At 37.8% G+C, this 23,099-nt stretch carries 19 protein-coding genes, 1 pseudogene and 1 other annotated feature; of the genes and pseudogenes, 19 read left to right on the top strand and 1 reads right to left on the bottom strand.

Annotated elements, in window-relative coordinates; genetic code table 11:
• Positions 1-201: 201 nt before the first annotated feature.
• The 17 genes and pseudogenes from ND811_RS12980 (at position 202) to ND811_RS12900 (ending at position 21,377) form a co-directional block, all read left to right on the top strand.
• A complete protein-coding gene (locus tag ND811_RS12980; protein ID WP_265352215.1) occupies positions 202-1,686 on the top strand; it encodes a type I restriction-modification system subunit M in 1,485 nt (494 codons plus the stop codon).
• The gene (locus tag ND811_RS12975) at positions 1,683-3,149 is read left to right on the top strand and encodes a type I restriction-modification system subunit M (protein WP_265352216.1); all 1,467 of its coding nucleotides are present in this window, start codon (positions 1,683-1,685) and stop codon (positions 3,147-3,149) included. Before ND811_RS12980 ends, ND811_RS12975 begins: the two co-directional genes overlap by 4 nt.
• A complete protein-coding gene (locus ND811_RS12970; RefSeq protein WP_265352217.1) occupies positions 3,086-4,276 on the top strand; it encodes a restriction endonuclease subunit S in 1,191 nt (396 codons plus the stop codon). Before ND811_RS12975 ends, ND811_RS12970 begins: the two co-directional genes overlap by 64 nt.
• A gap of 2 nt (positions 4,277-4,278) precedes the next feature.
• Positions 4,279-7,242: a type I restriction endonuclease subunit R gene (locus ND811_RS12965; RefSeq protein ID WP_265352218.1), complete on the top strand. Its 2,964-nt coding sequence runs from the start codon at positions 4,279-4,281 to the stop codon at positions 7,240-7,242.
• Positions 7,243-8,037, top strand: a complete 795-nt coding sequence (locus tag ND811_RS12960; protein WP_100717148.1) for a DUF2971 domain-containing protein — start codon at positions 7,243-7,245, stop codon at positions 8,035-8,037.
• 189 nt (positions 8,038-8,226) lie between these two features.
• Positions 8,227-8,470: a sequence feature (23S ribosomal RNA rRNA prediction is too short), on the top strand.
• Positions 8,471-8,901: 431 nt separating this feature from the next.
• A protein-coding gene (locus ND811_RS12955; protein ID WP_265352219.1) for an IS3 family transposase occupies positions 8,902-10,049 on the top strand; the annotation gives its coding sequence in 2 pieces (ribosomal slippage) (positions 8,902-9,145 and positions 9,145-10,049; 1,149 coding nt in all).
• Positions 10,050-10,082: 33 nt separating this feature from the next.
• The gene (locus tag ND811_RS12950) at positions 10,083-10,310 is read left to right on the top strand and encodes a hypothetical protein (RefSeq protein ID WP_265352220.1); all 228 of its coding nucleotides are present in this window, start codon (positions 10,083-10,085) and stop codon (positions 10,308-10,310) included.
• Positions 10,311-10,744: 434 nt separating this feature from the next.
• On the top strand, positions 10,745-12,202 hold the full coding sequence (locus ND811_RS12945) for an NAD(P)/FAD-dependent oxidoreductase (protein ID WP_265352221.1): 1,458 nt from the start codon (positions 10,745-10,747) through the stop codon (positions 12,200-12,202).
• A gap of 19 nt (positions 12,203-12,221) precedes the next feature.
• Positions 12,222-12,416 carry a hypothetical protein gene (locus ND811_RS12940; protein ID WP_265352222.1) on the top strand — a complete coding sequence of 65 codons (195 nt, stop codon included), beginning with the start codon at positions 12,222-12,224 and terminating at the stop codon, positions 12,414-12,416.
• Positions 12,417-12,524: 108 nt separating this feature from the next.
• The gene (locus ND811_RS12935; protein WP_265352223.1) at positions 12,525-13,154 is read left to right on the top strand and encodes a DUF2306 domain-containing protein; all 630 of its coding nucleotides are present in this window, start codon (positions 12,525-12,527) and stop codon (positions 13,152-13,154) included.
• A gap of 121 nt (positions 13,155-13,275) precedes the next feature.
• A complete protein-coding gene (locus tag ND811_RS12930) occupies positions 13,276-13,743 on the top strand; it encodes a MarR family winged helix-turn-helix transcriptional regulator (protein ID WP_265352224.1) in 468 nt (155 codons plus the stop codon).
• Between the two features lie 74 nt (positions 13,744-13,817).
• Positions 13,818-14,861 (top strand): annotated as a pseudogene (locus ND811_RS12925) (thiolase family protein).
• A 365-nt stretch (positions 14,862-15,226) separates the two neighbouring features.
• Positions 15,227-18,109: an Ig-like domain-containing domain gene (locus ND811_RS12920; RefSeq protein WP_265352225.1), complete on the top strand. Its 2,883-nt coding sequence runs from the start codon at positions 15,227-15,229 to the stop codon at positions 18,107-18,109.
• 5 nt (positions 18,110-18,114) lie between these two features.
• Positions 18,115-19,326, top strand: a complete 1,212-nt coding sequence (locus ND811_RS12915; protein ID WP_265352226.1) for a hypothetical protein — start codon at positions 18,115-18,117, stop codon at positions 19,324-19,326.
• Between the two features lie 54 nt (positions 19,327-19,380).
• Complete coding sequence (locus ND811_RS12910; RefSeq protein ID WP_265352227.1) at positions 19,381-20,148, top strand: OmpA family protein; 768 nt, start codon at positions 19,381-19,383, stop codon at positions 20,146-20,148.
• 69 nt (positions 20,149-20,217) lie between these two features.
• A complete protein-coding gene (locus ND811_RS12905; protein WP_265361177.1) occupies positions 20,218-20,826 on the top strand; it encodes a glycosyltransferase family protein in 609 nt (202 codons plus the stop codon).
• Between the two features lie 191 nt (positions 20,827-21,017).
• Positions 21,018-21,377 carry a cysteine rich repeat-containing protein gene (locus tag ND811_RS12900; protein WP_265352229.1) on the top strand — a complete coding sequence of 120 codons (360 nt, stop codon included), beginning with the start codon at positions 21,018-21,020 and terminating at the stop codon, positions 21,375-21,377.
• Between the two features lie 153 nt (positions 21,378-21,530).
• On the opposite strand, the gene rnk is transcribed toward ND811_RS12900, so the two are convergent.
• A complete protein-coding gene (gene rnk / locus ND811_RS12895) occupies positions 21,531-21,947 on the bottom strand; it encodes a nucleoside diphosphate kinase regulator (protein ID WP_265352230.1) in 417 nt (138 codons plus the stop codon).
• A 153-nt stretch (positions 21,948-22,100) separates the two neighbouring features.
• Here rnk and ND811_RS12890 point away from each other — a divergent pair, with 153 nt between their 5' ends.
• Together ND811_RS12890 and ND811_RS12885 are read left to right on the top strand one after the other, a co-directional pair.
• Positions 22,101-22,538: a MarR family winged helix-turn-helix transcriptional regulator gene (locus tag ND811_RS12890; protein WP_265352231.1), complete on the top strand. Its 438-nt coding sequence runs from the start codon at positions 22,101-22,103 to the stop codon at positions 22,536-22,538.
• Between the two features lie 91 nt (positions 22,539-22,629).
• Entirely contained in the window at positions 22,630-23,016 is a 387-nt protein-coding gene (locus ND811_RS12885; protein WP_265352232.1) for a nuclear transport factor 2 family protein, read from the top strand.
• The last annotated feature ends 83 nt before the right edge of the window (positions 23,017-23,099 follow it).

Below are 23,099 nucleotides of genomic sequence, written 5' to 3'. Positions count from 1 at the left end.
ATTTACATGTCGTATACAAATGTTGGGAAGAGCCTTACGTCGAAAGATGTGAGGCTTTTTTTATGTTTGGGGGTAAATTTGTCCTACCCATATTAGATAATTCGAATTATGAATTCTAACAATTGGAGTATTTTTTTGCCAATGGTTGACGCTATCTTTGAAGCGAATGGAAATGTGTATGTAGGAATAAACAGACGCTAAATGGAAGATAAAAAAGTTACCTTATCGCAACTGGAGCAGTATTTATCAAAAGCGGCTTGGATTTTAAAAGGTCCCGTTGATGCTTCTGATTTCAAAGTCTATATTTTCCCATTATTATTTTTTAAACGTATTTCAGATGTTTATGATGAAGAGTATCGTATTGCATTAGAAGAGTCTGGCGGCGATCAGGCGTATGCTTTGTTGCCAGAAATGCATCGATTTGAGATTCCAGATGGATGTCATTGGAAGAATATACGTGAGAAAACAACAAATGTCGGTTTAGCCATTGAGAAAGCACTTCGAGGTATCGAAAAAGCAAATCAGGAATATTTGTATGGAATATTCGGTGATGCTCAGTGGAGCAATAAAAATAAACTTACCGATAAACTACTCATCAATCTAATAGAACACTTTTCTATGTATTCCCTTGGTCGGGAAAATGTGAATCCAGATATGTTAGGTGAGGCATACGAATATTTAATCAAACATTTCGCTGATCTAACCAATAAAAAGGCCGGAGAATTTTATACACCGCGTTCGGTAGTGCATCTTCTGGGACTGATCTTGGACCCTCACGAAGGAGAAAGTATCTATGATCCCGCATGCGGGACAGGTGGCATGTTACTGGAATGTGTGGACCATCTCAAACACAATAAAGAAGACTACAGAACTCTTAAATTATTTGGTCAGGAGAAAAACTTAACATCCAGTGCCATCGCAAGGATGAATATGTTTTTGCATGGGATCGAAGATTTTCAAATTTTGCGTGGTGATACTTTGCGCAGTCCCGCCTTTTTTGAAGCGGATGGTTTGAAAACCTTTGATTGTGTGATTGCCAATCCACCGTTTTCATTAAGCGATTGGGGTTCCGAAAACTGGGCCAATGATCCCTTCGGTCGCAATATTGCAGGAGTGCCTCCGCAAAGCAACGGGGATATGGCATGGGTCCAACATATGGTCAAATCAATGAACCAAAATGGTCGTATGACGGTTGTTTTGCCCCATGGAGCCTTATTTCGGAAAGGTGCAGAAGGAAAAATTAGACAAGCACTATTAGAACAAGATTTGCTTGAGGCTGTGATTGGACTGGGTCCCAATATCTTTTATGGAACACAGCTTGCCGCCTGCGTTTTAGTTTTTAAGAGAAAAAAAGAAAAATCAAAAAAGAATAAAGTTCTATTTATCGATGGTTCTGACCAAGTGCGAGTGGGTCGTGCGCAAAACTTTTTAGATCCCACACATGTGGACCAACTCTTCGCCTGGTATAAAGCTTTTAAAGACGTAGATAATTATGTGAAAGTTGTCAGTTTTGAAGAGTTAAAGGAGAATGAATTCAATCTCAATATCCCTCTCTATGTCGAAAAAATCATAGAGGACAGTTTACCCGCGGTTGAAGAAGCAATGAAGGATCTGAAAGAGGCCTGGCAAGCAAGTCTCGAAGCCGAAGAACGTTTTAAAAAAATCTTAGAGAAATTTATCAAATGATGACCCAACAAGAATTGGAAAAATACCTTTGGGGCGCTGCAGTTGCGTTACGCGGAACGATTGATGCGGGAGACTATAAACAATACATTTTCCCACTTTTATTTTTTAAGCGAATATCGGATGTCTATGATGAAGAATTCGAAACGGCACTTGCGGAAAGTAAGGGGGATTTGGAATTTGCCTCCTTTGCCGAAAACCACCACTTTCAGATCCCAAAAGGGGCGCATTGGAAAGATGTTAGAGAGGTCACAACCAATGTAGGAGTCGCATTGCAGAAGGCAATGCGAGCCATCGAAAAGGCCAATCCAGACACACTTCATGGAATTTTTGGTGATGCGAGTTGGACAAGCAAGGAACGGCTTTCTGATGCGATGCTCACAAACCTGATTGAACATTTTTCTAAACACAAACTGGATTTAAAGAATGTCCCCGATGATAAATTGGGAAATGCTTATGAATACTTGATCAAAGAGTTTGCTGATGACAGTGGGCATACAGCGGCTGAGTTTTATACCAACCGAACGGTAGTAAAACTAATGACCATGATCATGGACCCAAAGCCTGGTGAGAGTGTCTATGATCCTACTTGTGGTTCGGGAGGACTCCTGCTGAACTGCGCCTTACACCTGAAAGAAGAAGGAAAAGAATACCGCACACTCAAGTTGTATGGCCAAGAAATCAATTTGTTAACCTCTGCCATTGCCAGAATGAATATGTTTTTGCATGGCATCGAAGAGTTTCAGATTGTCCGCGGAGATACTTTGGCTAGTCCTGGTTTTCTCGAAAATGATGAACTAAAGAAGTTCAACGTGATCCTTGCCAATCCCCCCTATTCGATCAAATCTTGGGATCGGAAAAGTTTTGAGAGTGACCCCTATGGCAGAAACATTTGGGGAACCCCACCGCAAGGTTGTGCCGATTATGCCTTCCAACAGCATATGCAAAAAAGTCTGGATCCGAAAAATGGTCGTTCGATTTCTCTTTGGCCGCATGGTATTTTGTTTCGCGATGCAGAAGCGGATATGCGTCGCAAAATGATCGAAGAAGATTTAGTAGAATGTGTGATTGGCCTTGGACCGAATCTATTTTACAATTCGCCTATGGAAGCCTGTTTGCTAATCACCAAAACGAATAAGGAGAAAAGTAAGAAGGGCAAAATATTGATAATCAATGCAGTGAAGGAAGTCAAACAGCAAAGTGCAATGGGTTATTTGGAAAAGAAACACATCGAGAAAATCTATTCCACTTACAAAGCCTTTGTTAGCCAGGATAACTTCGCAGTGTTAGTTGATACAAAGGATGTATTGGCCAAGAATGCCAATATGGCGATCAATCTTTATATCCGACCCGATTCGCTGGCAAACCAAACTGAGGTTTCTTTCGCAAGTGCCTATGAAAAGTGGCAAGAGTCATCAAATCATTTGAAGGCATCCATGGAAAAGCTGTTCAAGGAGTTGGCCTAGGCATGGATAAATTGGAAACGCCGAACCTCTTTATTGATAAAAGTAATTGGACCAAAGTTAAATTAGGCGATGTAGCATTTGAGCCGAAAGAAACGGTGAAAGACCTCGTGACAGAAGGTATAGAGCATGTTGTTGGGTTGGAACATATCGATAGCGAAGATATTCACTTACGTCGCTCCGCCGGAATTGAAGAAAGCACAACTTTTACCAAGAAATTCTCAAAAGGTGATGTGTTGTTTGGTCGTCGCAGAGCTTACCTAAAGAAAGCAGCGCAGGCAAATTTTGATGGGATATGTTCGAGCGATATCACGGTCATTAGAGCAAAAAAGAATTTGTTAGCAGAGCTCTTACCCTTCGTTATGAATAACGATAAGTTTTTTGATTATGCGATCAAACATTCCGCCGGTGGATTATCGCCACGTGTGAAATTTAAAGATTTGGCAAACTACGAATTCCTTCTCCCCCCAAAAGACCAACAAGCGGAGTTGGCTGAATTGCTTTGGGCGATGGATGAGGTGATTGAAATGAATTTGGCTTGCTTGGGGAAAATCAAATTAAATCGAAATCTCATCTTTACTAATTTGGTAAATATGTGCGAAGGAATTGAAAAACCATTTTCTGACTTGTTGATCTTGAAAAAAGGAAGAAGTGTAAACCCACATCAACGTGATAAATATATTGGGTTAGAGCATGTTGACTCAGGTGCATTTGATTGTGAAAAATATAGTAACGCTTCAGAAGCAGAATCAAGTTGTAACATAGTCGATGCCGGAGATTTGTGCTATTCCAAATTGAGACCATATTTAGATAAAGCTTTTATCGCTTCATTTGATGCTATTTCTACTACAGAAATTTTAGTTTATGATACTAAAGAAATTTCAAAAGAGTATGCTCTTCAGCACTTGCATAGTGAAAATTTTATTTTATATGCTAAAGGTAAGGCATTTGGTACAAAAATGCCGAGAGTTAGCAATGAAATCGTTGGAAAATATTTCATAAAAGTTCTCAAAGATGAATCAATTTTACTTTCAAAAATGAAAACGATAAGCGAAGCTGAATTAAAACTAAAATCCAAAATAACTACGTCCAAGTCCCTCCAGAAATCCCTCCTTAATCAGGTATTTTAGACATGTCATTTACCGAACTCAACAGTGTTGAACATTATATCATCCATCAGCTCAGTGGTGAGAACCTTAACGATCCTCAGGGAACGCCAAAGGAAAGTTATGCTGGGAAATGGCAATACCAATCCCCAGAACAGTTGCAACGTAGCGTTAACGAAGTGTTGCTTGAAGAAGAATTAAAAGCGGCACTACTTCGATTAAACCCAGAGATCCAACAAAGGCCAGAACTGGCAGAGGAAGTGATCTACAATCTCCGCGACATTTTAATTTCTGTGAACCAAATCGGTTTGGTCCGAGCCAATGAAGAGTTCTTCCAGTGGATGACTGGTGAAAAGACCATGCCCTTTGGAGAAAACAACCGCCATGTCCCGGTTAGGTTGATCGATTTTGAATTACTAAAGAATAATTCCTACACCATCACAAATCAGTTTCGGATCCACCACCGCGAAACGAAAATTCCGGATCTTGTGTTCCTCATCAATGGAATTCCTGTTGTTGTGGGAGAAGCCAAAACTCCGATCCGACCTTCTGTGAGTTGGCTGGATGGGGCTCATGAAATCCATTCGGTATATGAAAATGCAGTGCCTCAATTGTTTGTGCCCAACATATTCTCTTTTGCGACCGAAGGCAAAGAATTGTTTTACGGAGCGGTTCGTTGTCCTCTGGAATTTTGGTCTCCGTGGAGAATTACAAAGAAAGATCTGGGCATAGCCAAACAGCTGGGACTTGCCGAGATCGGAAGGGAACTTGTGGATTTACTCAGTCCGGTTCGTTTACTCGATATGATGCGAAACTTTTCGCTCTTTACGACCAATCATAAAAAACAAAGGATGAAAGTGATCCCCAGGTTCCAGCAGTATGAAGGAACCAATAAAATTGTGGACCGTGTGATAGAGGGACAAATCAAAAAGGGACTCCTTTGGCATTTCCAAGGATCAGGGAAATCACTCCTTATGGTCTTTGCAGCTCAAAAATTACGAAGAAATCCTTTGTTAAAAAGTCCGACCGTCATTGTTCTTGTAGACCGAACGGACTTAGACACACAAATCAGCGGGACATTCAATGCGGCAGACATACCAAATGTAGAAACTACAGACAATATCAATGAACTCAGAACCCTTTTGGAACAAGATACACGAAAAATCATCATCTCTATGATTCACAAGTTTCGAGATGCCAAACCAAATCTAAATACTCGGGAAAATATCATAGTTCTTGTTGATGAGGCCCACCGAACACAAGAAGGTGATCTTGGTCGCCAAATGCGCGCTGCATTGCCAAATGCCTTTTTATTCGGATTAACGGGAACACCAGTTAACAAGGTAGATAAAAATACATTTTGGGCGTTTGGTGCCGAAGAAGATCGGGGTGGATATTTGTCTCGTTATACGTTCCAAGATTCAATTCGAGACAACGCAACCTTACCACTTCACTTTGAACCTCGCCTAGTCGATGTTCACGTAGACAAAGAAACAATCGATATTGCCTTTGAGGAATTTAAAGAAAGTGCTGCCCTGACGGATGAAGAAGCAGATGCCCTCAATCGAAAATCGGCAAAAATGGCTGCCTTCTTAAAAGCACCGAAACGAGTTTCCAAAATCGTGGAAGATATAGCTCGTCACTTCAAGGAGAAAGTCGAACCGCAAGGTTTTAAGGCAATGATCGTTACACCTGATCGTTATGCTTGCGTGCAGTACAAAGAGGAACTAGACAAACATTTTCCTGCGGAAGCAAGTTGTGTTGTCATTTCAACAACAGCCAATGATGATTTTGATTTCAAAAAGAAATGGGCTTTGGATAAGGGCAAACTGGAAAAAGTCGTCGATGAATTCAATGATTCTCATTCTTCCTTAAAATTTCTCATTGTTACCGCAAAACTTCTGACAGGTTTTGATTCTCCCATTTTACAAACGATGTATTTGGACAAATCGCTCAAAGATCATACTCTTTTGCAGGCAATTTGCCGAACCAATCGACTGTATCCACACAAAACGTTTGGATGCATCGTCGACTATTTTGGCGTTTTTGATGATGCCGCCACAGCCCTCGAATACGATGAAGCGGGCGTCGATAAAATGATCACCAATTTATCTGAGCTTCGCGGGAAATTGCCGGAGGCTATGAAAGATGCCCTGTCTCATTTTCCAAACGTGGATAGGACGATCGAGGGTTTTGAAGGGCTCGAAGCGGCACAAAATGCCATCAATACCAATGAAAAGAAAGACGCCTTCGCGAATGATTTCAAATTTTTATCAAATTTATGGGAATCATTATCACCAGATGCAATTCTTGACCTCTATACTCAGGACTACCGTTGGCTTGCTCAAGTTTATGAATCTGTAAAACCTGCTTCTGATACTATTGGTAAGTTGTTATGGCTTACTTTGGGTGCACAAACTACGAAACTAATTCATGAAAATATCCATGTCGGGAACGTTCATGTGCTTGATGAGTTTGTCTTAGATGCAGACATCATAGATGACCTTGCCAACAACCAAGATCCAAAAAAAGTTCGCCAATTGGAGAAACTTCTCATCAAACGATTCCAAAAAAATGCAGGCGATCCTAAATTCAAATCCTTAAGCGAGAGATTAGAGGAACTTAGGAAAAAAGCGGAGCAAGGTCTCATTTCATCGATTGAGTTTGTAAAAGAATTATGTAAACTTGCAAAGGAAACAGTCCAAGCCGAAAAGGAATATGAACAAGAGATTCTAGCTAAGTCTCCCCAAGCCGCACTTACAGAATTATTCTTAGAAATTAAAACCGACCAAACGCCTGCTGTAGTTGCGCGCATTGTTGCCGATATCGATGCCATCGTACGAGTTGTTCGCTTTCCTGGTTGGCAAACTACGACAGGAGGTGAACGTGAAGTGCAAAAATCTTTACGGAAGGCACTCCTAAAATACAAATTGCATACGGATCAGGTATTGTTTGATCGGGCGTATGCGTATATTAAGGAATACTATTAGGTGGATCGGTTTGAATCGTATTCGGAAAATATTTTAAAAGGCAAAAATGAAAATCTTCTTTTTCGATTCGAGAAAAATGAAGAAAAACGTTTAAATTCAGTTTTAGATTCAAAATTGTTTTTCAGTGGTATAGGAAAATTTAATGATCCTTACGAATTCACTCATTTCCCGATTGCAAAAACTTCATCAAATTTATTAAGTTTTAAAAAATCGATGGAAGATGCTGGAATTTCTTTGGAAGGAATTGATTGGAAGTCTTTTCTTTTGCAAAAGAATGACGATTCCGAATTTCTCAAAGAAAACATGACTGCATTATCAAAAGAATATTCAATAGTATGTTTTTCTAAAGTCTGGGATAACCATCTTTTATGGTCACATTACGCAAATGCACACAAGGGTCTTTGTTATGCATATGGCTTTGATTCTGGAATCACAGCGGATATGCGATCGATTGTCGAAGTTGGAAACATATATCAGGCAACATTGTTTGATATAATTTATACAAATGTTTGGCCTGAATATTTGCGAGATCATGAGGAATTTAGCCGACGAATTTTATATACAAAATCACTCGTTTGGGAGTATGAAAAAGAAGTCAGGCTTATTCTTAGGAAGGAACGAGGTCTTCAAACTATCAAAAAGGAATCATTGAGAGCTTTGATTTTTGGTATGAAGTTTGATCCTGATTTAATTGATCCGATAATTAAACAGTTTCAAGATCGTGGATACAAAATAGAATTTTATATCATTAAAATGAAACTGGGCTCTTATGAACTTGGTCTCGAGAAAATCTAATCTCCCCCGCGTTAGGGATCTGCAGGGCTTGGTCCGAAGGACGGAAGCGAGAGCGCACCCCGAAAGAGCCCGACCCTTACACATTCCATTTCCGAAACTCTAATCCAATCGGGAACGCCCATTTCTTTTAACTGTGGTCAGAGGACCGGGTTGGTCGAACCATTCGCAGCGACCCATAGGGAGCGAGAATGCGAGTTTGGCGGAGCGTAGCCTAGCCAAAACTCGTCTGGCCCGAAGGGACACTGTGCATCTGTTGTCACACCAGTGGCATGGCAGAGTAGCTACGTTCGGTCGGGATAACCGCTGAAAGCATATAAGTGGGAAGCCCACCTGAAGATAAGATCTCCCTGAAGAGTCCAGGCAGACGACCTGGTTGATAGGTCACAGGTGTAAGTTCAGTAATGGATTCAGCCAAGTGATACTAATCGCTCGATCGGCTTGACCATATTACAATATACACGTGTTAACGTGTATGTATAGATTATAGCGTTGTTTGTTTTACTTACATGTCGTATACAAATGTTGGGAGAAGCCTTACGTCGAAAGATGTGAGGCTTTTTTTATGTTTGAAAACAATTCTTTAGATTTGTCCTACCTATATCATAAAATTAATGAAGATTGATCGATAGGTTCTAGTTAATTTCTGGGTAATAAAATACTTTGTCTTGTAGGTTAAAGTATGTTTTTTTATCAATATGGTTTTTAATTTCTATTCTATTGACTTTTCAGCAAACTAAGGTAAGGTTAGACGGGAAAATTCGAAATTTTGAATATTCCCTGGTCAGGCAAATTAAATGGTCAACGAGTTAGCCTGATTACATAAAAACGGACACCTTTTTTGCAAAGAAAAAGCAAGAGGTGCAAATGAGCAGACGATCAAAATACTCACCCGAGTTCAAAGAACAAGCAGTAAAACGAGCCATGTCAGGTTCGTTTACAATAAAAGAAGTTTCCGAATCTTTAGGAATCAGTTACTTTGTCTTACGACAATGGAAGGCTGAATTTTTGAAAAAATCAGATCAATTAAATCCCCCAACAGATAAACAGATCAAAGAAAGCGAAGAGCTTAAAAAACTTCGAAAAGAATTGGTGAAACTTCGAGAGGAAAACGCTATCTTAAAAAAGTTTGCAGCCATGCTCTCAAAGGAACAAAATCCCGATTAGAGTTCATGGCTACGTACAGAAATGAGTTTAAAGTAACGAGTATGGCGACCTATTTGGCGGTTTCTCGATCAGGATTCTACGACTATGTTAAACGGTTAAAGAATCCTAATGGTAAGCTTGATTTAGCTTTCATTGATTTCGTAAGGGAAACATGGAAGTCTAGTAAGCAGAGCTATGGATTGATTAGAATTCTCAATGAAGTCAGAAAAAATTCCCTAGGCTATGGATCAAGAAAAGTAAAAAAAGCCATGAATCTATTGAATATAAAGGGTAAACAAGATAAGAAATTTCGCATCAGTACCACAGACTCGAAACATTCAAAGCGAATTGCACCTGATTTAGTTCAACGTAAATTTCATGTCGAAAAGAAGGATGAGGTCTGGGTCTCAGACGTTACCTTCGTTAGAAGTTTCTCTGGTTGGTTGTATCTTTGTGTGATTTTAGATTTATATTCTAGAAAAGTAGTTAGTTGGAAGATAAGCACAAGAAATGATTCCGAATTAATAGTCGATGCACTTAACCAGGCGATCAATTCTAGAAATCCAAACAAAGGAATAATTTTTCATACTGACAAAGGCTCAAACTATTGTTCTGGAGAGGTTCGTAAAATCTTGGCAACCAATCGTATTAGAAGAAGTAACAGCCGTAAGGGAAATTGTTGGGACAATGCCGTCGCAGAATCTTTTTTTGCTACCTTAAAAAGAGAAATCGAATTCAATGTTTTTCAAAATCTAAAAGATGCAAAAAACAATCTCTTTGATTACATTGAAGTATTTTATAATAGACCGAGATCACATTCTTTTCTAGGTTATGTGAGTCCTGAGAAATTTGAATTAAAAATGAATTAGAAAAGTGTCCGACAAAACGTAATCAGGCTAAATATGGAAAAAAAAAGATATTGGAGAAATTCGGAACCTTATCACTTAGTCGAAGTTATACTTGAAAATGATAGAGTTGTATTTAAAGATTGGTTCGATTCAGGTAAAGATCCCAATCGCTATGATTGGAACTTTGAAGAGTTTTTGATGGGGGAAGGAAAGTCGGAAATTGTATATCATTTAGGATCAAATTTTTACCTCGAGATTATCGAAGAAGTAAAGTCTAGGTAACTAATATAAAATATTGAATTTTAATGTATAACATTACTAATGTTATACTAACAATAAAGATAAATGTTTCCAGAAAGATTGATTGTTTGAATAACAAAGACAAATAAATCAAATTCCATTTTTACTTTTTGTTATTGAATCGGTTGCCAATAGATGTAAAGGAAAGGGGTATAAGCACAAACGAACCTTTGCCTTTGTATGAGAACTTTTCTACATGCACTCGCGCAGTTTACTCATGCTAGTCCATTTCTTCCTTGAGCAGCTAACTTAGAACAATTCTATCTTTTGGTGACTTTGTTTTGTCTTTCCACATCATCCGCTCTGTATTCACAAACTGTGTTCAGTAAAAAATCTAAAATAATATCTTTTCAAAAAAGAATTTCTTGCAATTTTTTTTTGATTCAATATACATATAGGGGTATAGGTATTTGGTTATGAGAATTGTAATTATGGGTGCTGGTATTTCGGGACATACTGCTGCTACGTTGTTAAAAAAATACTTGGGAAAAAAACACGAGGTAGTTGTGATTTCTCCCAACGCCAATTGGAATTGGATTCCTTCCAATATTTGGGTTGGTGTGGGTGCAATGAAACCAAAAGAAGTTACATTTGCGTTGAAACCTATTTACGATAAAACGAAAATCCAATTCATCCAAGCTAAAGTCATTAGTTTGTACCCGGAAGGCGATGAGAAATCCGAACAGGCATTTCTCGAATTCGAATCGACAGCACTGGAAACAAAGGGACAGATCAATCGAATCAGCTATGATTATTGTATCAACGCTACGGGTCCCAAACTCAATTTCTCTGCCACACCGGGTCTTGGTCCTGAAGAAGGAAATACTGTTTCCGTGTGTACCTTTTCACATGCTGAGGAAGCAAATGAAAAATTACAAGTTCTGATTCAAAGAATGCAGAACGGTGAAAATCTGAATTTTGTATTTGGAACAGGGCATGGTATGTGTACTTGCCAAGGTGCCGCTTTTGAATATCTTTTTAACGTAGATCATGAACTAAGGAAAGCTGGCGTTCGTGATCACGCCAAAATTCTTTGGCTTTCCAATGAATATGAGTTAGGCGATTTTGGGATGGGCGGAATGCATTTAGAACAAGGTGGATACATAACAAGTAATAAAATATTCGCCGAATCATTGTTTACTGAAAGAGGGATACAGTGGAAAACAAGGGCACATGTAACTAAAATTGAAAAAGGCAAAATTTATTACACAACACTTGAAGGAGAAAATGGGTTTGTCAGATTTGACTTTTCGATGTTGATTCCTCCCTTTAGTGGGGTAGAATTGAAGGCCTTTGGAAAAAATAAAGAAGATATCACTGCAAAATTGTTTGCTGCCAATGGAATGATGAAAGTGGATGCAAACTATGAAGTTAAATCATATGAAAATTGGGATTCTAGAGACTGGCCGAGTACTTACCAATCGCCATTCTATTCTAATTTATTTGGGATTGGCATTGCTTTTGCGCCTCCTCATCCCATTTCGAAAGTGATGAAAAATAGCGAGGGAATTCAAATTTCTCCGACCCCACCAAGAACTGGAATGCCTTCTGCGATTATGGGAAAGGTTGTAGCACAAAATATAACTCTCCAAATCAAATCAAAAACCAAGGAACTAAAACATAGAGCTTCTATGGCGGAGATGGGAGCTGCTTGTATTGCTTCTGCAGGGAATGGTTTCTTTTCTGGAACTGCTGTCTCTATGACAGTTTATCCGATTGTTCCCGATTTCAAAAAGTATCCCAAGTGGGGTAGATCTCTTCGGTATACTACGGGCGAGATAGGGCTTGCTGGTCATTGGATCAAGATGGTACTCCATTATTTGTTTATGTATAAAGCTAAGTGTAAACCTGGTTGGTGGTTGATTCCTGAATAAAAAAATATCGGAGAAAAATATGAAACAAGATGAATTTGTAGAATTATCACTTCTGGATCAAAAGGAATTAAGTGCATCTTACAGACAAGGTGATTTTGTAGCACTTCCAAATAATAACACAAAATTTTTTAGAACCTTTTTCCCTTGGCAATTGGTAAGATTTATTTGGATAAATATTCGTATGGTGGTAATGATTTTTAAATCTCATCATTAAGTGATAGAAATTAGTTTTTTCCAATTCCATTTCTCAGAAAACTTTTCCAGGAAATCTTTTTTGGTTGATCGATCTTTCGTTTGTTAAGGCAATAATCTATATATTTTTATGACAACATCTTCAAAAAAAGACTATTGGATCATTGGCTCTCTTCTTTTCTTAAGTTTGATTCCTGCCATTGCAGGTATCATTCGTTTCCATCAAGTCATGACAGGGAATGGTTATACGATAGAAAACCAACGGTTTTTTAATGATCCGATTCCTGTTCTCACACATATTTTCAGTGTAGTGTTCTTTAGTATTTTAGGTGCTTTTCAATTTGCACCAGGTTTTCGAAAGAAACATATTATTTGGCATAAAATTTCTGGAAGATTCTTAGTATTAGTGGGAGTTGTTTCTGCACTCTCTGGTTTATGGCTCACCCTAGTTTATCCGAAAGTACCAACGGATGGAAATTGGCTTTTTGGAATTCGTTTGGTCGTTGGAATATGGATGTTCATTTGCATATTCGTTGGGTTTATTTTTATATTAAAAAGAAATATTTCCAAACATAGCCATTGGATGATTCGTGGTTATGCGATTGGAATGGGTGCGGGAACACAGGTTTTTACTCATTTACCTTGGTTTATCATTGTCGGTGGAGATCCTTCCGGTGTTCCCAGAGATTTGATGATGGGTGCTGGTTGGTTTATAAACTTTGTTTTTGCCGAATGGATCATTCGCAAAAAAAATTCCTAAGATGGCAGTTTCAGTTTCTATCAGTTTCTTTCTTTTGTTTGTAAATTAAGTAAAAAATTCTCTTTTTATTTGTTTGAAAGAATAGTGTATATACACTTTGAATTAATGCAGGTGATTGGAAATGAAATACACTCATGAAGATTTGAAGCAAATTGGGTTGTCCTGTTTAAATTTAAGTCTTAGGCGTACAAGTCGGCTAATCACCAGTTACTATGATTTGAAGTTAAAACCTATTGGGCTTAGGATCACTCAATTTACGTTGCTTGCAAGTATCGCTTATGAAAATGATCCCAGTATCTCTGATCTGGCACGTCTTACAGATATTGATCGAACTACATTGCAGAGAAGTTTGGAAATTTTGAATCGAGATGGTCTAATTACTGTAGAAAAAAAAGAGATTGGAAATGTTAGAAGTATCGCTCTCACCAAAAAAGGGGAGCTGAAACTTACAAAAGCAATTGAACTTTGGAGAGAAATTCAAAAATCAATTATGGAAGACTTAGGAAAATCTGAATTTAAACAAACCTTACAAATTCTTTCCGAACTACGTAACCTACCTGGCATACAAATAGGTATAGAAAAAGAATAAACAGCTGGTAGTGCATCTACTTTATTTTTAAATTTTGGATTTATGGTGTATATACACTATAAAAGGAGTCGGTAATGGTAGTATTGGTTGATGGAGTTCGAACTCCATTCGGGAAATTTGGCGGTGGGCTTAAAGAATATAGTGCTTCGGAGCTAGGTGTTATTACAGCTAAAGAGGCGATTCATAAAATTGGATTAGACCCCAGAGAAATCGAGGAATCCATTTATGGGAATGTGATCCAGGATGATAAGGATTCCGCTTATTTGGCCAGGCATATCGGGCTTAAATCTGGACTTAGTGAAAGTTCGAGCGGTCTCACCGTCAATCGCCTTTGTGGTTCTGGAATGGAAAGTGTAATCATCGGATCCCGGAAAATTCTTTCTGGAGAAAATCACCTTTTGTTAGTCGGTGGAACAGAATCTATGAGCAATGCTCCTTTTGTCCTAAAGAATGCTAGGTGGGGTAATAAATACGGTGACACAATGACTGAAGACCGTTTAGCGCATAGTTTAACAGATACATTTGTAAATCTTACAATGGGTAACACTGCCGAAAACATTGCACAACAGTTGCATATTTCTAGGTCGGATCAGGATGATTGGGCTGGACTCTCACAGGTTCGAGCAGAAAGAGCAACGGAGACCGGGATATTTTCTGAAGAAATAATACCCGTCTTAAGCAAAAGTAAAAATGCCAGTCTCCACCAAAAGGATGAACAGATTCGTGGAGTTTCTTGTATCAACCAATTGAAACAACTTCCTGCGGCTTTTTTGAAAGGGGGCAGTGTTACAGCAGGAAATTCATCAGGGATTAATGATGGAGCAGCATCTCTTCTGATTACCTCTCAGAAGTGGTCTAAAGTAACAATTTCAAACCCTTAGCAAAAATCTTGGGATTTGTATTGAGGAGGTTGATTTATTCGAGATCAACGAAGCTTGCACATCACGAACGTTAGCTGCCATTAGGGAATTAAAGTTAAATCCTGAAAAAACAAACGTAAATGGAGGTGCAATTGCCATTGGACATCCTCTAGGTGCGAGTGGGACCGCGTGGTTTTGACGCTCGCCTATGAACTGCGAAGAAAAAATTTGCGTTATGGAGTGGCTTCGCTTTGTTAAGTAGGAGGACAAGGCATTGCCTTAGTTTTAGAGAATCTATCGGAATAAATTCACAAAGGATGGGGGTATTGTGTTGCGAAGACCCTCAGATTTCTTTGAAAAATTATAAAATTGTCATATAGCGATAGTTAGACTATTTGTTATCATCATTATGATTTCCCTAAGAAATTTGTGAGTATTTACTCAGTGATCGGTGTTCTTTAAAATTAGAACGTTAAAAGTGTTTTTGAATCCAGTTCAAAACGTTTTTAACGGTATTTTATAAAAATTTAATTCTCTAAACAATTTTCACATTGCTTTATAGATTCTCGAATACCAGATTGCACCAGTAACGAAAATTATATGCTGAAACCTCGGAGTCGAAAATGGAAAATTTCTTTAAAAGGGTATGCGTTAGCTTTACTCTAATTCTCTCAACTATTTTATTTGCATCCTGCGCTGCGCTAATGGATGGAGAGGGAAATTTTAAACTTTTCCAATCAAATAAAGCACAGGAAGCTTTGCAGTTTAGAAATCAATTTTTATTAGCTTCTGTTTTCTTTTCGGGGAATGGCTCGGTTTCGAAAACCATCGGTAAAAATGGTGGCACCATTGAAAACCAAGCATTTTCTTTAAATATTCCCAAAGATGCATTGTCTCAAGATATAGTCATTACGATGAGGGTTGAGGAGATGAAGGGAACGGAGATTCCAGGAATGACTCCGGTAGCTTCAAAACTGGTATTAGAACCAGAGGGGACCACATTCGCAAAGCCAGTGACTCTGACTACGAAATACGATCCAAAGTCCGTACAATCTCAGATTCAAAATGAACTCACCCAAATTTACTATTTTAACCCTTCTACAAAAGAATGGGAACAACAGAAAACTAGTGTGGATGCTATTGCTGGAAGACTCACTACAGAACTAAACCATTTTTCGATTTACGCAGCACTCCATGTAAATATTGAAATGATTGTAGCTCGAGTCATTACCGATTCAGCGGCCATTCGCATGGCTGCAATTCAGTTCCGTAATTATTTGGATGATATAAACCAACTTAGCAATAGAAACAGGTTTTATTCCTTATTTTCTCGAACCTTCCTTCCATTCCTAAACATTGTTAAAGCTGAATATGCACCTGGAACAGATCCACTCCGACTTACTTTTCCTCTGGATGACTTTGATCAAGATGGAGCTCCCAATATCATTGATTCTTTTCCGTATGATCCAACGAATAACAATGATACTACGGCACCTCAAATCGTTTCAGGAACTCCAAATTCGAACGTGCTTCCATTGCAACCAGGGAACCTTTTTACAGTTACCTTCAATGAACCGGTAAACGAATTAACGGTCATTCATTCCGGCTTTATTTCAAGAGATCAAAATCTCTATGCACCCTTGAAATTTGTTTCGATTTCCTTAGACAGAAAAATTGTTACTTATAAAAACGAATTCACCCTCGATTCTGATGCCAATTATGCTTTGTATGTCAATGGAGTTACAGATGAAATTGGCAATTTAGAAAATGGATATAGGCTTGTGACAGCGTTCCATACGGTAGATATCATTTCACCAATGGTAACTTCCATTGAACCAGAAGGACAAAACGTTAACCCAAACGTCACAGAGTTCAAAATTCATTTCAGTGAACCGATGGACCCAGCTACAATAAAAGGATTTGGATTGGTTGGTTACGGCGATCCCGAAATCATCTTCTCCTCTCTAAGTTCAGACCAAAAAACAGCCATTTTTTCCTTTAATCCTTCCAAACCATTACGGAGTGATTCGGCATATCTCTTGGTTTCTTCTTCGGAGGCAAAGGATACATCTGGCAATTTGTTAGCTGTGTTAACGAAGCAGTTCTTTTTGATCACACAAGATACGGAAGCACCTTACGTCCGTTTAATCCTACCGGAAGGGGAAAGAGTGGATCCATCGATCACTAGTTTTCGCGTAGACTTTAGTGAAGCATTGAACGCGTCGAGCGTCCAAAATAAATTTATCTTACGAGCAAAACTATCAGGTTCCTTAATCGCGATTAATTCTGTTGATTACGATGATGCAAACCGCCGAGTGAACGTTCAGATTCCGGCAAACGCGCTAATAGAAAAAACGGAATATGAATTAGAAATTCTTCCTGGAATTCAGGATAGTTTCGGAAATGCGATGACAACGGGAAAGTTACATCCTTTTAGAACTACTGATGTAACACCTCCGCAAGTAACGTCCGTTTCTCCAGATCATGAGAGGGATGTTTTTTATTTCAGTGGTATTAACATAAAAATAAAATTCAATGATGTTATGGATCGGAACTCTCTCGAGTTCAATCCTCTTCGTTTGGAAAATCTTTCCGATGGGGGAGTGCAATATGTAATTTTGACGTCTTACGATCCGATCATCGGCGAAGCCATTTACTATTTGAATCCAGACCAAGTATTGAGTGACAAGGAATACGAGTATACCGTTCCTTCTGGGATTCGTAACATTGATGGAATTGCGTCCGTAACCACTGCAACATCTCGATTCTTTACAACAGCAGACAGGTTAACTCCTTCATTGCCTAAGATCAATAACGTGAATCTTGTAAATTGTCCGAACAATGCAAAGTTAAACGTTAATTTTTCAAGATTGATGGATTTTGAAAATGTAAATTCTAACCCACCAGCTTACTTAAAACTCAATTTAAAGATTCCGGAACTTTATAAGTATGAGCGCCAAACTAGTTCCATTTGCAGTTGGAGAACGGTAGAACGTAGAATTGAGAACCCTGATTTCAGAACTTGTTTGAATCTTTCTGTGGTCATTCCTTATGGATTTCTATGTATCTTAATTCCTCAGCAAATTTCAGTTTATGATTCCGTACCGGTATATTGCACAGTCCCGGATGTTGCGATGAGTTATACGAATAAGGACATTCGTGTTCAATTTGAAAAAGGAACTTTGAATCGAAAGGCAGCGGTTTACAAATACAATGCGAATATTAAAAAGAGTTTCTTTGATATTCAATGGACCAATGCACCTGTCCAAGATGGAAAGATTGTTACTTCTACAAGTTATTATTGTCCAAACTACGGTGGGCCATTAAACATTACACGATGTGATTACTCTCCAAGTGCAGTATATCAATTGGAAATTTCTGATCCTTGGAAGGTAAGAGGAAAATTTTTCGATGTCGATAACCAGGAGTTTATTTTTAATGACAACCTGACTATTCGTACAAATCAAAAATTGTTAAATCCAATTTCAGACGAGTGCGTGGAGTAAAATATATGCAAATTAAAACCACTTTAGTAATATCCTTATTTTCTTTAGTTGCGGTCTCATGTGGCCCAGCTAAAAAGAATGATCTTTCGGATGAATTGTTACTTGGTTTGTATCTGCTTTCCCAAAAAAATATAGTTTTTCGGATTGTCGATTCTGGCAACGCTCAAGCTTCTCTAAAAAATATTAAGGCGAGTGGGAGTAATTCTCTACCTGCTCGTTTCTTAAATGATGGAAAACTAAACCATTCTGTCGGATGTAAAAAAGCAAGATTGAATGTTTATTCTATTTTGTTATGGGAAAAAGGCATTGTTGCGTCGGGTAAAGAACGGATTTCTAATGCCTCTGCTCTTGTTTATGATGGCGATTGGATTGATAATCAGAACGGCGGACGTATGAAAGTCAGTTATCCTTTTGATTCGGGTAAGGCGTTTTACGGTGTCAGTGGATCTAGTAATGTAAGTCCCTTTGCTTGGAAAGAAGGAAAATACGATCGGATTGGGATCAGGATTGGCTCTATCAAGTGCGAGTTAGATGATTCTAAATTGGCAAATTCCCATAACAAATACATTTCCTATGTGATGTGGAATGAATCTGAGACAGGAAAGTCCGATCCGCAATATGGAAAACGAAATATTTTAAACGCCTATCCATTTGACAATAGTATTGAAAAAGTAAATTCCATTAATTACTTTATTTCTGCGACAACAGGATATCTAAGTCTAAAAGATCATGCTACCTATTCTCCTCGAATTCATAGAAATTCAGGAACAGAAGCCCAAGAATTAGCAGATCCAAATAACAATCCTTTTTGGGATTTATTAACAGCACCTTTCACTGATCGTTTGGATTTTGAATACCTAAATGATGAATACACAATGGACCGTTACAATGAAGATGGCCTGATTGTTTTGGATTTACCTGAAGGGAATAGAGAGAGTTTAATCTTGGATATGTATGCAACCAACAACTTTGTATATCAAACTGAACCTGGATTAACTTCTGCTAAGTTCTCACCAATTGATTATATTAAATTTGATCACAAAGAAAACGACTTTCAAACTTACTATCTCAATGCAGATTTCATAGCAGCAAACGGAAAGTATTTGGACTCTTGGACACTTCCGACACCTGGTCCCAATCAGCCGAATCCTGCTGATCCTGCTGGTGGAAGGCATATTGGATATTTTTTGCCGAAATTTGGGGTAAGCAAAGAATAAAGGCCATAAAACGGTTTCCTTTTGCGGCTGAAGAAATATTAATAAATAAGCATTATGGTTTTTCAAAAAGAAAATTTTAAAAATAGTATCTTTCTTATTCTTCTCATTGGTTCTTTGGCCGTATCTTGTAATTCTTTAGGAATCCCTTTAGAAAAAAAACGTCACTTACCTATAAATCCAACAAATGGCTGTGAGATGACATCGGAAGAACGTACATACCGTGTACTCTTCTTGTTACCGATTTATTCCCATGTTTTAGATTCTGATTCCGCTTCAAGTCATGTTGACCAGTTTGAATTGGAATCTAATTCTTATGCAAAACCTTGGGATATTGTTGTGACAACTTTGGGTTTTTTATTATCCTTTAACTCGTCTACTGAAATTAAAGTTTATTGCCCGAAGTCGGTAGTTTTGGAGTCCATCAAAAGAGAGCCAAATTCAGACACATCTTCTTCCAAGTTATCTTATTGGAAACCAGAGGGTCAACCAACGCCGATACAAATGGTGTCCTTTGTTCCTGATGATTATAAGATTACAGAGGAATCTAAGTCAAAACTCATCGCATTGTCTCGAGAAATCTTAAAATCGGAAGAACCTTTTAAAGTTGTGTTGGTTGGTAAATCACAGACTACCGGTGATTTGGCCTACCAAGTTCGTCTAGTGAAACGTCGTTTTGATGAAGTAAAACAAGTTTTAAGTAAGGAATCAATCGATGAAAACCGAATTCGCACATTTATATCTGATCGCGAAACCAGCGGAAGTATAAAAGAAATATCTGGGGACACCCCATCAACAATTCATATTTATCTAATAAAAGAGTGATTTTTCGCTTTTCCTGTTTGTATTGATTCTTCAACTATAGAATCAATACAAACAAAGATGTTGAGCATTGTGATTCCTACAGATAGCGGAGAGAATACTCTGTTTCAAAAATCCCTTTTGGGTTTTGAGAATCATCCAAAAGTGGAAATCCTTCCTATCGGTCAGCAGGAAGGAACCTCTCGTGCGGAACGTTTAAACATGGGCTTTCACAAAACAAAAGGAGAGTTGGTTCTTTTCCATCATCCTCGCTCGTTTTTACCTCCAGAAGCAATAAACCATTTAATCGAGTTAAGTTGTAAAAAAGTACCTGAGATTTGTTGGGGGGGATTCCTACACCAATTTGATAAAGAACATATGTTCTTACGATTGGTATCCTGGTATTCGAATTCGATACGATTTCGAAGAAAGGGTATTGTATATCTGGATCATTGTATTTTTTTTGATCGAAGACTTTGGAAAACGGATTTAAAAATACAATATATCTTTGAAGATACTGAGCTGAGCTTAGAATTTTGTAAAATTTCTTGGCCGATTCTTTTACCATATCCAGCCATTACCTCTGCCCACAGATTTGAAAAAAATGGAATTATGAAACAGTTGGTACTGAATCAAATTTTGAAATTGGGATATTTTTTAAAAATTCCATCTTCGTTTTTATACTCACTCTACCAACGGTAGAAATTATAAATGGAATTATTTTGATATCTCCTATAGAATCTAAAGACCTGGTAAAAGTATAAATTTTGACCAATGAAAGCTTCAAATTTGTAATATAATGGAGTTGTATTCTTTCTATAAAAATAAGGAATTTGATTTGAAGTCATAAATTTTAAACCATAGTTTATTAAGGATTCTGGATCAAATAAAATATGAAACTATACTCAATTTTGCTTATTTTCCTTTTTAGCTTTACTCTATTTGCAGAAACTAAATCAATTTATGATGTTTGCAAACAAGAAATAGTAACCTACTGTCAAGGAATCAAACTTACGAAAGCGAGCGTTTTGCAATGTTTGAAAGAACGTGGAAAAAATCTTTCAGATGTTTGTGATGCAGGCCAAAACGCACTTTCGGAATCGATGAAGAATCGGTCACAAAATTTTTGCAAAGAGGATGTGAGTGAATATTGTCGTTGGGTCATTCCTGGTGGTGGTCGTATCTTAAAGTGTCTGTTCGAAAATGAAAAGAAAATCTCTAATCAATGTAAAGTTATACTCAACGAAATATGACTCGCGTTAGTGGATCCGTAGGGCTTGGTCTGCCGAAGGCAGACGGGAGCGAACGCGGACCCCGAAGGAGCCCGCCCCTTATTTTAAGGGATTACCATAGAAAATTGAATGGGGAACGCCAAACGGAAAAGTGAAATTTGTAATTAATTTTAACTACAGATGGTAATCACCGTTAGCTTCTGGTTGGTATTTGATATTTGTGATTTGGAACTGATTTACGCCACTTGGAATTTTCCATTGAATCACGTCCCCAATCTTGTAACCAAGGATTGCAGTTCCAATAGGTGCTAAAACAGAAATTTTATTTTCATCTGTGTTCGCTTCTTCGGGGAAAACTAATCTAAATTCTTGGAATTCCAACTCGTTTAAATTTTTTAGCTCAATCACCGAATTCATTGTTACAAAGTTCGGTGGAATAACATGTGAGTCCACTTTTTGCGCTCTTTCAATTTCACCGAGTAGGTCTTTTATGTTTGGATCCATTTTGTTTCTTTTGGTATAATCCGAAATCATTAGTTTTATTCGGTTATAGTCAAAATGGGTGATACAAAGTTTATTTTTTCTATTCATTTTATACTCCTTTTTGTTTGTGCAAAAACTTTAGACTATAAATAATAAGGATTTGGTGTCAAGATAGATTGTCCAATGCTTAGGGCAGTTACAAAATACTTGCATTTTACTTGACTTAATAATCACATGCAATATTGTTGCTATAGCAACAATATGAACGAACCTTTTGATTTAGAAAACTCATACGCATATTTAATTTATCGAACCGTAAGAGCGTTAAGGCGTCAGTTCATGCGGTTAGCTTCTGCCAACGGGTTGGATTTATATCCTGAGCAGTGGTTTGTATTGGTTCGTTTGATGAAACAACCGGGATGTAGCCAATCGGATTTAGGTAGAGATTTTGATGATAGACCTTCGATGGCAAGGGCCTTGCGAAATATGGAAGAAAAGGGGTGGATTAAAATTCAGTCAAACCCTGAGGATGGTCGTAAAAATCAGGTTTATCCTACAAAGAAAGGTTCTGAAATTTATCAATTGATGGTTGCTGTTGTTACGGAAGAGCGTAAACGAATGTTTAAAAAACTATCGTCGCAAGACTTTAAAACCTTTAAAAGGATTATTGATCAAATTTATGAGGAGTCGATAGATTGATTTTTTTTGTATATATTGTTGCTATAGCAACAATATATAATCGGATTTGAGTGCGAGTGTGTTTGGAATTTTAGTGATTTTAGGAGGATTTATGATCACAAATGAAGTCGTTGTAGGAAAGGATGAGGAATCGTTAAGAAAAGAGTTTCTCTTTATTATGAAAAATATTGATGGAAGGAATGTTTCCGAGATTGAATCGAAGTTTCATTCCGATTATTCAGATAGTGTTTATATTAAAGGAAATGATCAGGTATTTAGTTCGAATAAAGCGAATTATATTCAATCATTAAAAGAAGGAAAAATCGGAGGTGTAGAAAGAGCGGTTCTGATTCATTCGATAGATTTTATAGATCAGTTTGGTTTTGTAAAAGTTGATTTAGAGAGTCATGTAATGAAATTCCGATCAATGTACATCCTTTATTTTGAAGGTGGAGAGTGGAAATTGATTAAGGCAGTGGTAGTGGCGGAGAAGAAGTAGTTTGAAATTTGAATATTTCTAAATTGTTTTTGATAATTGAAGAGTTGCTTTAAAAGATTTATACAACTCTTCAATTATCATTT

Source organism: Leptospira soteropolitanensis, assembly GCF_026151655.1.
GTDB classification, from domain to species: Bacteria; Spirochaetota; Leptospiria; order Leptospirales; family Leptospiraceae; genus Leptospira_A; species Leptospira_A soteropolitanensis.
This window is presented reverse-complemented; position numbering and strand designations above follow the sequence as displayed.